The sequence below is a fragment of the Mucilaginibacter sp. SG564 genome (assembly GCF_013149275.1).
In the GTDB taxonomy this organism is placed as follows: domain Bacteria; phylum Bacteroidota; class Bacteroidia; order Sphingobacteriales; family Sphingobacteriaceae; genus Mucilaginibacter.
The window spans coordinates 143,718-158,550 of record NZ_JABGNA010000006.1 but is presented as its reverse complement, the minus strand read 5'-3'; the positions used below and the strand labels follow the sequence as shown (position 1 = coordinate 158,550).

The following is a 14,833-nucleotide window of genomic DNA, read 5'->3' as shown; positions in this document are numbered from 1 at the left end:
AGAAATTATAATCATGAAAAGTATTTATTCATTACTCTTTATAAGTCTGATAACCATGCTCACATTTAATTCCTGTAAAAAGAGCTTTTTGGATGAAGATGTCAGAACACAATTTACACCTGCTACTTTAAAGGATGCCCTAAGTTTTGAAGCCGCGGTCGCCGGTCTTCAAAAAATAGTTCGCGATCAGTATGAAGGCGATCAGGGAATCATCGCACTGATGCAGACCGGTACCGATGTGGCCCGCAACGGTCAAACCACATCAGCCATGGCTCCGTATGAAACTTATTCACAATTAAATTCACAGGATGTCGCTTCCCTTAGTTTTTGGCGCTGGGGTTATCAGGTTATCAACGCTGCCAATGTAATTATACAGGCCGCCCAATCCGGCAACACCAGTTTAACACCGGCTCAGATCAATAGTTATGTGGCCGAAGCCAAGTTTTTCAGGGCTTACGCCTATAATTTCCTGTCAACCTTGTTCGGTGGTGTGCCACTTATTACGGCGCCGGTTACCGCGCCTAAAACCGACTATGTGAGGGCTCCATTAGATACGATCATTAATCTGCAGGTCAATGACCTTACTTTCGCGGCCGCCAATTTACCCGATGCCGCACATGTGACCGCTGAGGGCAGGATAAACAGTGCTGCTGCGATGCAATTACTCGGGGTAACTTATTTAAGGGCCAATAAACCTGATCTTGCCGAAGCACAGTTGAACAAGATCATAGCCAGCGGCCTATATAAGTTGGTGAGCGGCCGATATGGTATCAATTCGTTGAGGCCGGGCGATGCCTTTTCAGATATGTTTATTTATGGCAATATGCGCCGTAGCCAGGGCAATACCGAAGCCATTTGGGTAGTAGAAGAAGCAAACATCCCCGGTGGGTATAGTCCAACCGACCAGCACCGCAGGGTTTGGGTGCCATTTTATGTGAACATTCCGGGTATGATCGTAGCCGATTCATTAGGCGGACGCGGCATAGGCCGGATACGGCCAACCAACTGGTGGACATATAATCTGAACATTAATAATGATATGCGCAATTCTAATTTTAACATCCGTCGCAAATATTATTACAACGATCCTGCATCAGCTAATTATGGTAAACTGGCAGTAGTTACCTCCAATACCGATACCATTCAAAATATGTACGCGCATAGCACCAAGTGGTACTCTTATACCAGCGCCGACCCTTTTGGTACAATAACGTATAAAGATCGCATCTATATGCGCCTTGGCGAAACCTACCTTTTACTGGCCGAGGCACAGTTTAAGCAAGGTAATTTAACAGGAGCCGCCAACGACATCAATGAACTTCGCACAAGGGCTAATGCTCCGCTTGTACAGACATCCGATATCAATATGGATTTTATTCTGGATGAACGCGCCCGCGAACTTATTGGCGAAGAAGACAGACGGGTTACCTTAATGAGAACAGGGACTTTGGTAGAAAGGGTAAAAAAATACAATCCCACTTCCTCTGGCTCTATTAAGGATTATAACCTGTTGCTGCCCATTCCTCAATCAGAGATCGACGTGAATAAAGGAGCAACATTAACTCAAAATCCGGGATATTAAAAACTTGGTCAAAGCTGCCGCAAATGCGGCAGCTCCCTATAAGAGAATTAGATATGATAAAAAAAGTGATCCTGATTGCAGCAATTGTATGGAATTGTGTGAATGCTGCAAATGTAAACGCGCAGCAGACAGAAACGGCAGCGCAAAAAAATATTGTCCTGCAGCATGGCGCCCACCGCATAGGTCGCAGAACAGATGCTGATATGGCAAAATGGCGTGCTTATGGCTTAGGACAGTTTATCCATTGGGGTTTATATTCCATACCAGCTGGTGAATGGCGTGGTCAAACCTATAGCGGTGCTTCCGAATGGATAAAGTCATGGAAAGTTGTTTCCGCTACAGCCTACGATTCATTGATATATCAATTTAATCCAACCAAATTTAATGCCGGCTCATGGGCGGCAATAGCTAAACAAATGGGGGTAAAATATGTAACCATCACCACAAAACATCATGATGGATTTTGTTTGTGGCCAAGTAAGTATACCCATTTTACCATCGCCAATTCCCCCTATAAAAAAGACTTAATAGGCCCGCTTGTAAAGGCCTACGAAAGACAGGGGATTGACGTGATACTTTATTTCTCTATTATGGATTGGCACAATCCCGACTGGCGGTATGATATTAAGAGCCGGGAGGATAGTATCGCATTTGAAAGGTTTAAACAATTTACCCGGAACCAATTACTGGAACTGCTTACCCGATATCCAACAACCAAAGGTTTATGGTTCGATGGTACCTGGGATAAATCATGGGTTACACAGGCCGCTTTTGCAGATTCACTAGAAAAGGAGATGAGGGCAAAGCATCCCGGATTGATCATCGGCAGCCGCTTTAGGGCAGATGAATATGGTAAGCGACATTTTGATTCAAATGGTCATATGATGGGCGATTATGAACAGGGTTGGGAACGTAAAATACCAGAGAATATAGAAGATGTACACGGGAACGACTGGGATTGCGTAATGACCGTGCCCGAAAACCAATGGGGATATGGTAAGGTATGGAAAGGCCACATCAAAACAACCGATGAATTACTGGAAATGCTGGCCAAATGTGTTTCGCTCGATGGAAATTTTGTGCTCAATTTTGGGCCAAAGCCCGATGGCTCTTTAAGAACAGAAGAGTTGAACCTGGCAAAAGAAATTGGAGAGTGGATGAATACCAACAAAGAGGCCATTTACAATGGCGAGTATGCCGGTTTTGCAAAGCAGGATTGGGGGTATTACATAAAAAAAACAGGTATCAATAAAATCTATATGCTAGTATTTAATGTACCTGTCTCCGGAGCCTTAAAGGTTGTAACACCGCCTCATACAGTAATCAGCAAAGCTTATGATCTTGGTAATCCTGCGCAAAATTATGTGCCCGAAGAAACAGGTACATTTTCCTGTTTTATCCACTTGAAACAGCAAGCCTTTAAACATCCCTTTGTCATTGTTCTGGAAACCACAGATAGCAATAAAAATAGTGGATCTCAGTACCAGAAAGCTAAAATATAAACGTTGCACCAGATGATCGTAAAACTTATGCGTACAGCAAAGATCACCCTGTTTTTCCTAATAAGCCTTTGCTTTAGTTTAAAAGGATGGACATTCCAAAAAGCCATGGACATTAATAACATCAATTCCGTCCGGCAGGTTATACCCTTTAATCAGGATTGGCAGTTTAAGAAAGCAACCTATAAAACCAATATCGCAATTGCCGGGGGCGAATGGCAAACCGTCACAATACCCCATACATGGAACAACAAGGATATTCAGAAAGGGAAAAATTTTTACACCGGGGATGCCTTTTATCGCAGAGAGTTGGTAGCCCAAAAGGAATGGAAAGATAAGCGTGTATTTATTCGTTTTGAAGGCGTGGGCACGGTTGCTGACCTCTATATTAATAATAAATTGATAGGTACGCATAAGGGCGCTTATTCGGCATTTTGCTTTGATATCAGCAACTCGTTAAGGTACGATACTATCAATACAATTATGGTAAAAGTAAACAACGAGGAGCGGCCTGATATTATTCCCATCAATAACAAACTATTTGGCGTTTACGGCGGCATTTACCGTCCCATAAGCATCATTGTTACCAGCAAGATCAACATAACCACAACTGATTATGCATCCCCGGGTATTTACATTAAACAAGATGTAAATAATAAAAAGGCCAATATCACGGTAACCGCTAAAATCGAAAATAAAGAGCGGCAAGTACAGCAGATTACGGTAAAAACTACCATTAGTAATAAAAACGGCACCATTGTTAAACAAGTTCAACAACTACAAAATGTACAACCACAAGGTATAAATATTGTTGATCAGCAAATGCAAGTCAATAACCCGCATTTATGGGACGGCCGGAAAGACCCCTATTTGTATTCGCTTACCACCGCCATTATTAAAGATGGTAAAACAATAGATGAAGTTACACAGCCACTTGGCCTTCGCTACTTTTCGGTAGTACCCGGCAAAGGCTTTTATCTGAACGGACAGCCGTATCGCCTGTATGGGGTTTGCCGTCACCAGGAGTGGCAGGATTACGGCAGCGCGCTAACCAACGCCCAACACCAAAGCGATTTGGATATGATCTACGAAATAGGTGCAACCTCTATCCGTTTTGCACACTATCAGCAAGCCGAATATATTTATGCTAAATGCGACAGCATGGGCTTTGTAATATGGGCCGAAATACCATTTGTAAACGCGGTTTCGACAGAGGAAGGGGATAACGCCAAACAGCAGTTAACCGAATTGATCAGGCAAAATTATAACCACCCGTCTATATACAATTGGGGTTTACATAATGAAGTATATTCCAGTTCGGCCGATGGTTTTGTGCCAGTTTTAACCAGAGAACTGAACGACATTGCCAAAACGGAAGATCCAGCCAGATTTACCGCCAGTGTTAGCGGCTACGGTGAAATAAATCGCCCGTCAAACCTGGCTGCGGATATTCAGGGCATCAACCGATATTACGGCTGGTATGAAGGGAAGATCCCCGATCTTGAAGGTTGGGTTACTGGGCTGGAAAAAGAATATCCAAATTATAAGGTCGTACTTTCTGAGTACGGTACGGAGGCAAACGTAAATCAGCAACAGGAAAAGGTAGACGATAGCGGTGATCCGTCCGGCCAATTTTGGCCCGAAACCTTTCAGACACACTTTCATGAGGAACAATGGGGCATTATCGAAAAACATCCATACCTGGTAGCCTCATACGTATGGAATATGTTTGACTTTTCGGTGCCATCTGCCAATGGAGGCGGGATACCTGCTCGTAACATGAAGGGCCTGGTTACTTATGACCGTAAAATAAAAAAGGATGCCTTTTACTGGTACAAGGCCAATTGGAGCCAGGAACCCGTGCTGTATATCAGCAGCCGCCGAAATACGGATCGGATAGAGGCCATAACTACAGTGAAAGTATTTGCCAATACCTCATCCGTTACACTTTACGTCAACGGTAAAAAAGTAAATCAGGCAGAAACAGGTGCAACCAAACACGATTTTGTGTTTAAAAATATCCACCTCGTTAAAGGAATAAACCGGCTCAGGGCTGAGGGCTATTTTAACGAAAAATTACAAAGCGATGCTATTGAATGGACCCTTAAAAAATGAGAATGTCAGAGAGGTTTTTAGTAAAGCGTTGCAAGAGCTAAAGGAGGTTATCACAAGTTGTGATAACCTCAAAACAACGTGATCACTTCAAGAAGTAAATTACTTTGATGTCCCAAATCGCAACATCAAGGATTCAACTTCCGTTTCATCGGTTTAGTCGCGTTAATTCATTCAAATTTGGAGTTATTTAATTATTTCGTCGACGCTAATAGATCGCGCCACCTATAACGAATGATTTTATCTATAAGTTATCCGGTTTGTAATCGATTCATTTTCGTACTTGCGATTCTATCATTTTGTCAATCAAGGTATCGAAATACTATTTCGATATTTTTACCCTGATCGTTGATCCTGGATTTAATTTTTTCGATTGCTACGAAAAAGCCTGCCCCTAAGGTATGTCGTTAACTAAGTAAAAATGTTTTCGCTGAGTGATTTACCGAGAAAGAACTGTTGTAGATGGCTAGCCTTGTTTTCAAAAATGCACAGCACATCATTAATTTTCTACCGATCGTACATTTGCATCCTCGGCTTTTGGCTCCAATAAAACCATTAAAATTTCTCCTATTTAAACTCCCTGAAATGAAAAAAGGCAACAACCATGATTAGTTATTGCCTTTTAAGTAGCCCGTAGGGGAATCGAACGCGACTCACTATCTACTGACTTTCAATATTTTATGTGTGTTTAATTTAGCTACGCACCGAATTACTCACCACTATTTAATGCAGATTATTTACAAATCTTAAGACATAAAGGTAAGAAATATGTTAAAATGTTCCAATCAATATATATATATGTTTTTGGCAAATCCGTTTTTAAGTGAAGCCATGTCAATATAAAACGATGTATCACATTGCCTTTTCCGGGAGTTCACGAGCCTCCCTAATATCCTGAATTTAAGTGTTCGAAAATGGTCCCCCCAACACTCTATTTTTTTTGGTTTTTAGTTGTTATCAATTATAATGTTTTGATATTCAGAACATACATAGTTTCTGGATGCAAAAGTAGATTTATCGACCTTTCGCTGTTCTAAAAAGTTTTTAATTTCAATTTTTTTGCCGCGTCTTTATCATAATCGTTCCCATTAGAGCATTTGTTTGTTAAATGTGTTTCAAAATTTAAATAAGATTACGGGCTCGTTTTTAGTCTGGCCCAAAAATCTAACTATTCTCCCTTTCGGCTACAACATTTCGACTTTTGCATACATTCTACCAAAGGGCATCCCGCAATTTTGCTGTAACAAAAAGCAGCAGATATGGAATTACAAAACAGCACAGTGCTGATCACCGGCGGAACCAGCGGAATAGGCCTGGAATTGGTGAAACAACTCACCGAACAGGCAGCCGATATTATTATAACAGGGCGCGACCTGAATAAATTGCACGAGACCCAACGGCAGTTCCCGAAGATCCACATTTTTCAAAGTGATGTTAGCGACCCAGAGCATATCAGGCAGCTTTACGATGATGCCACCCGGCAATTCCCTGATTTGAATATCCTGATCAACAATGCGGGCGAAATGCGTTTGCTTGACCTTCAGGATACCGGCAAAAGCCTGAGAAATATCACCCGGGAGATCGATATCAACCTTTCGGGCACTATTCAAATGGTTAACCAGTTCTTACCGCATTTAACGAAAAAGAGATCGGCGGCGATCGTGAATGTTTCCTCTGGCATCGCGTTTATGCCCTATTCGGTTGCACCGGTTTACAGTGCCTCAAAAGCAGGCGTACGGGCTTATACACAGGCTTTACGTCTACAGCTCAAAGGTACCGGCGTGAAAGTCTTTGAGATGATCCCCCCGGGGGTTAAGACCAACCTGCAAAATGACTGGGTATTGCCGGCCAATCCGTCCATGATGATGGAAGTAGACAAAATGGTAAGCATAGCCATTAAAGGATTGCAAAAGGATAAAGCAGAGCTCAGGCCTTTCCTGATCGTTGTCATTAAATGGGTGAGCAGGATCATCCCAGGTATTCTCATGAACTTCGGACATAAAGAATTCGAAAAATTCAGGCAATTAAATGCTAACTCTAATAACTCAACGAAATGAAAAGAACCTTTTTAGCGGTTATGATACTGCTTTCGTCCATGGCGTCCTTTGCCCAAAAACTTCAGGCGGACCAGATACTCGGTACCTGGCAATGCAGTGATTACAAAATAGAGGTGTACAAATCGGGAAATACCTATTCGGCCAAACTCCTGTGGTCAAAGGATATGTTCGAGGCCGACGGGAAAACTTCTAAGAAAGACATTAAGAATCCCGACGCAAAACTTAAAGACAGGCCGGTACTAGGCCTTACCCATATTACCGCGCTGGTATACAAGGACGGTGAATACGCAGACGGTAAATTGTACAGTGTACAGGATGGCAATACCTATAGCCTGAAAGGAAAACTCAATAGCGTTAACGACCTGGAAACACGGGGATATAAAGGTGTTCCGATGTTAGGAAAAACCTTTAAGTGGAAGCGTATTCAATAGATCATTAAGAATCACGAACATGACAAATATACCTAAAGACGAACTGTCAAGATACTGGTTCATGGTCTGCAACGCCATGCCACCTGTAGGTTTTTTCCTGTATTTTAAGCACAGGAAAAAATATCCCAATAAAGCAAGAAGAGCGTTAACAAGCGCCATGATCGGCCTGCCAATGGCACTGGTAATGGATTACATCATCAATACACTCCTCCTGAAATAATTATGGCAAAAAATATCATCTCTTTATTGTTACTGATCATTTCCGTATCGCTTAGCTTTAAGCATGCCTGGGATACGGCTCACTACCAGAGTAGCCCTGAGGCGCTCAAAATGATGACCAGCCTGGGGATCAGCAAGGCCGCAGTTCCGATCTTCGTTTTTTTAACCATAGCCATCGGTGTACTTTTGCTCATCCCGAAAACATTCTTTCTGGGTAATATGCTCAACGCCCTGTCTATCGTTCTGATCATGGGGCTGGCCTTGCGGGCCGGGAACATCAGGATGGTCTTGATCGAGATCCCTTTCCTGATCATGCCCTTATTAATGATCTGGTTAAAATATCCATTCAAAAATTAAATAACTTGCACTATGCCATACAGGATACGATCCATAACCGAGATACACCGCTTAATGGGGCTTCCCAAGCCTCAGCACCCGCTGATCAGCATTGTTGACCTGAAGGGCCTGAAGAATGACCATGATATTGATGCCGTTATCTTCGATCTGTATGTCATATCGATGAAAAGGGGCTGCGATAACCTTTTTTATGGACAGCAGAAATATGACTTTGATGAAGGATTGATGGGGTTCATGTCTCCCGGTCAGATATTGCGTGGTGAAGAGAACGGGGTGCCGCCTGATCTCGAAGGCTGGATGCTTTTTATTCACCCCGACTTTCTGTGGAACACATCACTTGCATCCCGGATCAAAAAATACGAATACTTTGGTTATGCTACCCATGAAGCGCTGTTCCTTTCCGATAAAGAAGAAACGGTCATTAACGATATTGTTAGAAATATCAGAAATGAATATCATTCCAACATCGATAAATTTAGCCAGGATATTATTATTGCGAATCTGGAAACACTGCTGAATTATGCCGAACGTTTCTACCAGCGCCAGTTCATCACCCGGAAGATAACCAACCACAAGATACTGGAGCGGTTGGAAGAAACGCTGAGCGCGTATCTTGCCGATGAAGCCCTGTTATCAAAAGGCGGACCTACTGTGCAGTATATCGCTGACACGCTGAATATCTCACCCAAATATCTGAGTAGCCTGTTGAAACAGTTCACCGGACAAACTACCCAGCAGATCATCCACGAAAAACTGATTGAAAAGGCTAAAGAAAAATTATCGACCACCGAGCTGTCCGTCAGCGAGATCGCCTATAGTTTAGGGTTTGAGCATTCCCAGTCGTTCAGTAAGTTATTCAAAAGCAAAACGAAACGTTCGCCGCTGGAATTCAGGGCTTCATTTAATTGAACAAACACGTTGTATTTCGTTCAAACTCTTCAACTACCTGAACTTTTTTCCGGCCGGGGTCTCCGACCTTTGTGTTATGGAAAATATGAAGAACATCGAAGAAACCATTCGCACTTACACGAGTGCTTGGAATGAGACTGAACGGGAGACCATCCGGAAGAAGATCAGCAAATGCTGGGCTCCGGCCGGTACTTATACTGATCGCTTAACCGATACCATTACCGGGCCGGACGCGATCACTGACCTGATCATCAGTTCGTACGGACAAATGGGGCCACGAACGTTTCAGGTACTTGCAGAACCGCAGGTACATCATCAAAGCGGCCGTTTCCGCTGGCTGACCATACGCCCGGAAGGTTACCCGGTTGAGGGTATGGATTATTTTGAGTTTGACAGCGAGAAACGCATCACCCGCATTGTAGGCTTTTTTTAAACAGGAAATCATGAAAATAACATTGCCGAATATTGAACCGGGCCAGGGGCCTGTGTTGATGCTGAACATGATCAGGTTCAGGGACAAAAAGATCTACTTTGAACAGTATATACCTGCATTTAACCAGGTGGTGCAGCAATTGGGTATTGAAGGTGTCACCGTAAAGCTGGTGAGCGAGGTCGTCGCCAACATTATGGCTGACGAAGACGAGCAATGGGACGAGATCGTAGTGGTAGAATATCCGAGTGCTGAAGCGTTCTTAACCATTGCGCAGAGCGAAATCTACCACGAAATAGCTAACCCGCTTCGTGAGGCCGGAACAGCGGAACTGAAATTGTTCATGACGCGCAAAATTGACTTTTAAAAGTTATACTTGCTGATATGTCTGAACTCATTCTGTCCAATTTTGCCTTGCATATAGCACTTGCCCCTGACGAACAGGAGCAAGTGCTTGCCTTGTTGCAACGTAAGACAGTTGCTAAACGCAGCATATTGCTGCGCCCCGGCGAGATCGAACGGCATATCTATTTTGTTAACGAGGGATGCCTGCGCATGTACCACACCGATAAGGACGGGCAGGAACACAACCTCTGCTTTTACCCCGGGAACTGGTGGGCTTGCGACATTGTGAGTTTTTTTAAAGCGAAACGGGCCACCAACTCCATCCAGGCATTGGAAGACACAGAAGTGTGTTACTTTTCCTTGCCTGCTCTCGAACGGCTATTTGTCGAGGTGCCCAGGTTCGAGCGCTTTTTCCGCATCCTCACACAAAATGGCTTTGATATGTTTCAGCGGCGAGTAACATCCAACCTGTCGAAAACCGCCGAGCAGCGTTACCGCGAATTCCGCAGGCACTATCCGGGGCTCGAACAGCGTATATCCCAAAAGCATATTGCCAGCTACCTGGGTATAACGGCGGCTTTTCTCAGCATGATGCGCAAAGAAAGGGACCTGTGATATCTACACCTCGTTGCCTGGAAAAAAAACCCGCTGTCAATTTTAGTTTAGCTGATCCCGCCGGAACTGTACGGGCGAAACACGGGTGCGCTGTTTGAACAGTTTATTGAATGATTGCGGATGCTCGAATCCTAAATGGTAAGCGATCTCCGCCGTGCTCAGGGCTGTTTGGTTCAGTAATACTTTTGCTTTCTCGATCAGTGCTAGGTGGATATGCTGCTGTGTGGTTTTGCCGGTGAGTGTTTTAAGCATATCGGAAAGGTAGCGCTGAGATACATTCAAGTGCGTTGCAATATCCTGTGGCGAAGGCAAACCGTTGTTAACCATATCAGCACCCTCGAAACGCGCATTCAACCAAATGGTCATCCGGCTGATGAGGTCATGGTGCATATTCTTCCGGGTCAGGAACTGCCGGTTATAGAAACGATTACTGTGGTTGAGCAACAGCTCGAGTTGAGATATCAGCACATTCTCACTGAACTGGTCGATATGGTTATCCAGTTCTATCGCGATAGCCTTAAAAAGCATTTCCATGATCTGTTTTTCTTTTTCCGATAGGAACAATGCCTCAGCTACTGCATAATCAAAGAACCCATAGTTATGGATAGCCTGTGCCAGCGGATGTCCATCTAACAGGCCGGGATGGAAATATAAGGCGTAACCCTGGTAGTCCCCAGGATCGGGGCTCATTTGCACGACTTGCCCCGGCGCTAAAAAGGCCATACCGCCATCCTTAAAATCATAAGTGCCCGGCCCGTATTTAACGCTGCCATTAAAGTCCTTTTTGAAAGTGATTTTGTAAAAATCGAGCATGAACCAGCTGCCGGCGTCCCGCAGGTCGATCTTTACCTGGTCGTAGTTGACCAGTGTGATCATCGGATGTGCAGGCGGATCTAATTTCAGCCTACGCGTCAGATCAGTTATACTATTAAACTTTAACGGCTTTTCCATTTGATCTGGCAATTGTTTACTTAATTGACCATGATAAAGATAAGGGTTTAACTCTGAACGGACGGGCGGATCACGATATCACCTACGTCAACATTGTCCGGCTGCTCAATGGCGTAGGCGATCGCCCTCGCAATGGCGTCAGCGGGGATGGCCATTTGATCAGCATTTTGCTGAATGGTATTTCTTACTTCCTCGTTTTTGATATGGCTGGCAAATTCGGTGGCTACATAACCCGGCGAAATACCGGTGACCCGCCAGCGGCCCCGGGATTCCTGACGTAGTGCTTCGCCGATGGTACGCACCGCGTTTTTAGTACCGGCATAAACGCCCATGGTGGGTACGATACTGATCCCGGCCGTGGAGATCACATTGATGATGTGACCGGAACCCTGTTCCTTAAAAATGGGTAATGCTGCGGCGATCCCATACAAGGTTCCTTTCAGGTTCACGTCGATCATTTGTTCCCAGCCATCCACATCCAGTTCCTCCATCTTATATAACTGGCTGATGCCCGCGTTATTGATCATGACATCGAGCCTGCCAAACCGCTCTATAGCTAATGTCGTCAGTTTTGCCAGATCTTCACGGCGAGTCACATCTACTTCCAAACAGGCAGCTTCGCCGCCGTTTTGTTCGATAGCATCAATTATCTTTAACAACCGGTCGGTTCTGCGCGCGCCCAAAACTACTTTAGCACCCTGCCCAGCCAATAACTCCGCCGTTGCTTTGCCTATACCGCTGCTGGCACCGGTTATGGCTATTACTTTATGCTGAATTTCGTTTTTCATAAGCGCCTTATTTATAGCAAAATTCAGGAAACCGACAGACCTTCGTGTAGCCGAAATTGCCGGATGTGTAGCCTTTTTGGTAAAACGTAAGTTCAACCTTCTCCCGTTCATGATCCTGTTCGTTTCCTGTTCTTCGATTTGGTTACAAATGTCCTTGTTTTGGTTACGATGCCACCACCATGAATACCCAGCTTTGCTTATATATTATTCCTTTATTCTTATGAAAGATCAAACGTCATCAGCGAACAAACTTGTTGCACTGGTAACCGGCGCTAACCAGGGCGTAGGCAACGAAATTGCTAAAGCACTTGCAGCGAATCGCTATAACGTATACGTGGGTTCACGTAAATTGGACAACGGAGAAAAAGCGGCTGCAGAGATCGGCGAAAATGCGAAAGCCATCCAACTGGACGTTACCCGGCAACAAACCATTAATGAGGCGGTGGTTCGTATAGAAGATGAACACGGCAGGCTTGACCTGCTTGTCAATAACGCCGGTATATCTCATGGCGGAACAGCCCCTAAAAGCCCGGAGGAACTGATGAGTACCGGCAGAGCCGTTAATGTTTCACTGGACGAAGTACGTGCCGTTTGGGAAACTAATGTGTTCGGCGTTATCGCCATGACCCAGGCTGCTTTACCTTTATTGCGTAAGTCAACGGCCGCACGGATCGTTAATGTATCAAGCGGGCTGGGTTCCTTGACCTGGATCACTGACCCGGAATGCTGGGCACGTGAACATTTCGGTATTGTTTACGCTGCTTCGAAAACAGCGCTTAATGCCGTTACCGTGGCTTTTGCTTTGGAACTGGAAAAAGAAGGTATCAAAGTTAACGCCACCAGTCCGGGATATACCGCCACTGCGCTCAATAATTTCCAGGGAACGGACAGTTTAGAAGCAGGGTCGCGCGAACCCGTTCGTGTGGCTTTGGAAACGGACGGCCCTACAGGAGGCTTTACAGGGCCTGAAGGACCGTTACCGTGGTAACAGCGCTTAGCCGTCAATGAAATAACGTTTTCTCACATTCAAATATGACCGGTCACTGAAATGGCCTCCGGTCATATTTATTATCATTACAGGATGAAAAATGATACGTCAAAGGTTGTTAAACTGGGTTCAATAACCGAGATCCACCGGATGCTCGGCATTCCGGGGCCTCCGCATCCGCTGATCACTTTACTGGATACCCGGGAAGAACGGATCAACTTAAGCAGGCTGCCGGTCAGCTATGTGACAACACTTTACAAGATATCTTTTGTAAGCAAATTAGGTGGAAAGTTCAGGTATGGGCAAGGTTATTACGACTTTGATGAAGGCAGTATGGTCTTTACGGCTCCTAATCAGATCGTAGGAAGTACGGCTATCTATAAGGGCAATGAAGGGTATTCACTGATCTTTCACCAGGATTTTCTTCAGGGTTATCCGCTTGCCGCCAAGATCAAACAATACGGATTCTTTTCCTATGCTTCTAATGAGGCACTACACCTTTCTGAGCAGGAAAGGACAACAGTATCATCCATTTTTACCATTATTGAGGAGGAACTTAACAGCCGCATAGATGATTTCAGCCATGAAGTGGTGATCGCACAGATCGAACTGCTATTAAGCTATGCCAAACGCTTTTACAAACGGCAATTCCTGACAAGACAAGCGGCCAGCAGCGATCTGCTTCAGCAATTGGAAGGACTCCTGAATACTTATTACAGCGAAGAAAAGCCGGTCAATCGCGGTTTACCAACCGTACAGTACCTCGCTGATCAATTAAATTATACCCCCAATTATCTGAGCGATATGCTGCGCTCGCTCACCGGCCTGAACGCACAGCAGCATATTCATCAAAAACTGATCGAAAGGTCTAAGGAACTACTGTCTACCACTAACCTGACGATCAGCGAAGTGGCCTTTTCTTTAGGCTTTGAGCACCCGCAATCCTTTAGCCGTCTGTTCAAAACAAAAACAAGGCTTTCCCCAGTGCAATTCAGGGCTTCTTTTAACTGATCTGATCAACTGCCGTGTCTACTGCGGTCTGGCGTTATCCCATATGGGAAGTGGTTTGCAAGGTATTAACGCATAAAAGGCAGGTAACGTTCTTCGGGCTTAAAGCTGATTGTTTGCAAGAGAGGGTTAGTGAAATGACCTTTAACTCACCACTGGTTCCCATGTTTTACGTAAAGCCGGATCCTGCATTTGAACACCCCAGTCGAACATCGCTTTAAGCACCGGGATCAGGGTCTTGCCGCAACCACTAAGTTCATATTCCACCCGGGGCGGTTTTTCCTGATACTCGTGCCGCAGGATCAGCCCGTCCTCTTCGAGCTCGCGCAGCTGCTGGGTCAAAATCTTGCGGGAAATATCAGGAACCTGTACTGCCAGCCTGCCAAAGCGGACCGGGCCTTCAATCAGCCGGATCAATATGATCGCTTTCCACCGACCACCGATATACTGCACGGTGCGTACCACTGCACAGTCATATGGATTGCTTTGATATTTTCTCATTAGTTACCTTTTTGTTACCTCGAACTGCCCTTTAGTTACGT

General features: G+C 44.7%; 16 protein-coding genes. 13 read left to right on the top strand and 3 right to left on the bottom strand.

Annotated features, from left to right (window positions below):
* Positions 1-13 precede the first annotated feature (13 nt).
* The 11 genes from FHW89_RS15225 (at position 14) to FHW89_RS15175 (ending at position 10,556) form a co-directional block, all read left to right on the top strand.
* Positions 14-1,582: a RagB/SusD family nutrient uptake outer membrane protein gene (locus FHW89_RS15225; RefSeq protein WP_172335917.1), complete on the top strand. Its 1,569-nt coding sequence runs from the start codon at positions 14-16 to the stop codon at positions 1,580-1,582.
* Positions 1,583-1,635: 53 nt separating this feature from the next.
* Positions 1,636-3,084, top strand: coding sequence for an alpha-L-fucosidase (locus FHW89_RS15220; RefSeq protein WP_216650585.1), 1,449 nt, complete (start codon positions 1,636-1,638; stop codon positions 3,082-3,084).
* Between the two features lie 12 nt (positions 3,085-3,096).
* Positions 3,097-5,196 (top strand): glycoside hydrolase family 2 protein, encoded by a 2,100-nt coding sequence (locus FHW89_RS15215; RefSeq protein WP_216650584.1) that lies wholly within the window; start codon positions 3,097-3,099, stop codon positions 5,194-5,196.
* Positions 5,197-6,452: 1,256 nt separating this feature from the next.
* Positions 6,453-7,250 (top strand): SDR family oxidoreductase, encoded by a 798-nt coding sequence (locus tag FHW89_RS15210; RefSeq protein ID WP_172335916.1) that lies wholly within the window; start codon positions 6,453-6,455, stop codon positions 7,248-7,250.
* Positions 7,247-7,681 (top strand): DUF2147 domain-containing protein, encoded by a 435-nt coding sequence (locus tag FHW89_RS15205; RefSeq protein WP_172335915.1) that lies wholly within the window; start codon positions 7,247-7,249, stop codon positions 7,679-7,681. The genes FHW89_RS15210 and FHW89_RS15205 overlap by 4 nt, the downstream gene beginning before the upstream one ends.
* Before the next feature lie 19 nt (positions 7,682-7,700).
* Positions 7,701-7,901: a hypothetical protein gene (locus FHW89_RS15200; RefSeq protein WP_172335914.1), complete on the top strand. Its 201-nt coding sequence runs from the start codon at positions 7,701-7,703 to the stop codon at positions 7,899-7,901.
* 2 nt (positions 7,902-7,903) lie between these two features.
* Positions 7,904-8,257, top strand: coding sequence for a hypothetical protein (locus FHW89_RS15195; RefSeq protein WP_172335913.1), 354 nt, complete (start codon positions 7,904-7,906; stop codon positions 8,255-8,257).
* A 12-nt stretch (positions 8,258-8,269) separates the two neighbouring features.
* Entirely contained in the window at positions 8,270-9,166 is an 897-nt protein-coding gene (locus FHW89_RS15190) for an AraC family transcriptional regulator (RefSeq protein WP_172335912.1), read from the top strand.
* Positions 9,167-9,251: 85 nt separating this feature from the next.
* Positions 9,252-9,599 carry a nuclear transport factor 2 family protein gene (locus FHW89_RS15185; RefSeq protein ID WP_172335911.1) on the top strand — a complete coding sequence of 116 codons (348 nt, stop codon included), beginning with the start codon at positions 9,252-9,254 and terminating at the stop codon, positions 9,597-9,599.
* A 10-nt stretch (positions 9,600-9,609) separates the two neighbouring features.
* Positions 9,610-9,963: a DUF1330 domain-containing protein gene (locus tag FHW89_RS15180; RefSeq protein ID WP_172335910.1), complete on the top strand. Its 354-nt coding sequence runs from the start codon at positions 9,610-9,612 to the stop codon at positions 9,961-9,963.
* Between the two features lie 17 nt (positions 9,964-9,980).
* The gene (locus tag FHW89_RS15175) at positions 9,981-10,556 is read left to right on the top strand and encodes a Crp/Fnr family transcriptional regulator (RefSeq protein ID WP_172335909.1); all 576 of its coding nucleotides are present in this window, start codon (positions 9,981-9,983) and stop codon (positions 10,554-10,556) included.
* 42 nt (positions 10,557-10,598) lie between these two features.
* Here the strand turns inward: FHW89_RS15175 and FHW89_RS15170 are convergent, their stop codons facing one another.
* Positions 10,599-11,507 carry an AraC family transcriptional regulator gene (locus tag FHW89_RS15170; protein ID WP_172335908.1) on the bottom strand — a complete coding sequence of 303 codons (909 nt, stop codon included), beginning with the start codon at positions 11,505-11,507 and terminating at the stop codon, positions 10,599-10,601.
* A gap of 47 nt (positions 11,508-11,554) precedes the next feature.
* On the bottom strand, positions 11,555-12,295 hold the full coding sequence (locus tag FHW89_RS15165; RefSeq protein WP_172335907.1) for an SDR family oxidoreductase: 741 nt from the start codon (positions 12,293-12,295) through the stop codon (positions 11,555-11,557).
* A gap of 220 nt (positions 12,296-12,515) precedes the next feature.
* On the opposite strand from FHW89_RS15165, the gene FHW89_RS15160 reads away from it, so the two are divergent.
* Positions 12,516-13,283, top strand: a complete 768-nt coding sequence (locus FHW89_RS15160; protein ID WP_172335906.1) for an SDR family NAD(P)-dependent oxidoreductase — start codon at positions 12,516-12,518, stop codon at positions 13,281-13,283.
* Between the two features lie 93 nt (positions 13,284-13,376).
* Positions 13,377-14,294: an AraC family transcriptional regulator gene (locus FHW89_RS15155; RefSeq protein WP_172335905.1), complete on the top strand. Its 918-nt coding sequence runs from the start codon at positions 13,377-13,379 to the stop codon at positions 14,292-14,294.
* A gap of 141 nt (positions 14,295-14,435) precedes the next feature.
* Here FHW89_RS15155 and FHW89_RS15150 read toward each other — a convergent pair whose 3' ends face one another.
* Positions 14,436-14,792 (bottom strand): helix-turn-helix domain-containing protein, encoded by a 357-nt coding sequence (locus FHW89_RS15150; protein ID WP_172335904.1) that lies wholly within the window; start codon positions 14,790-14,792, stop codon positions 14,436-14,438.
* Between the last annotated feature and the right edge of the window lie 41 nt (positions 14,793-14,833).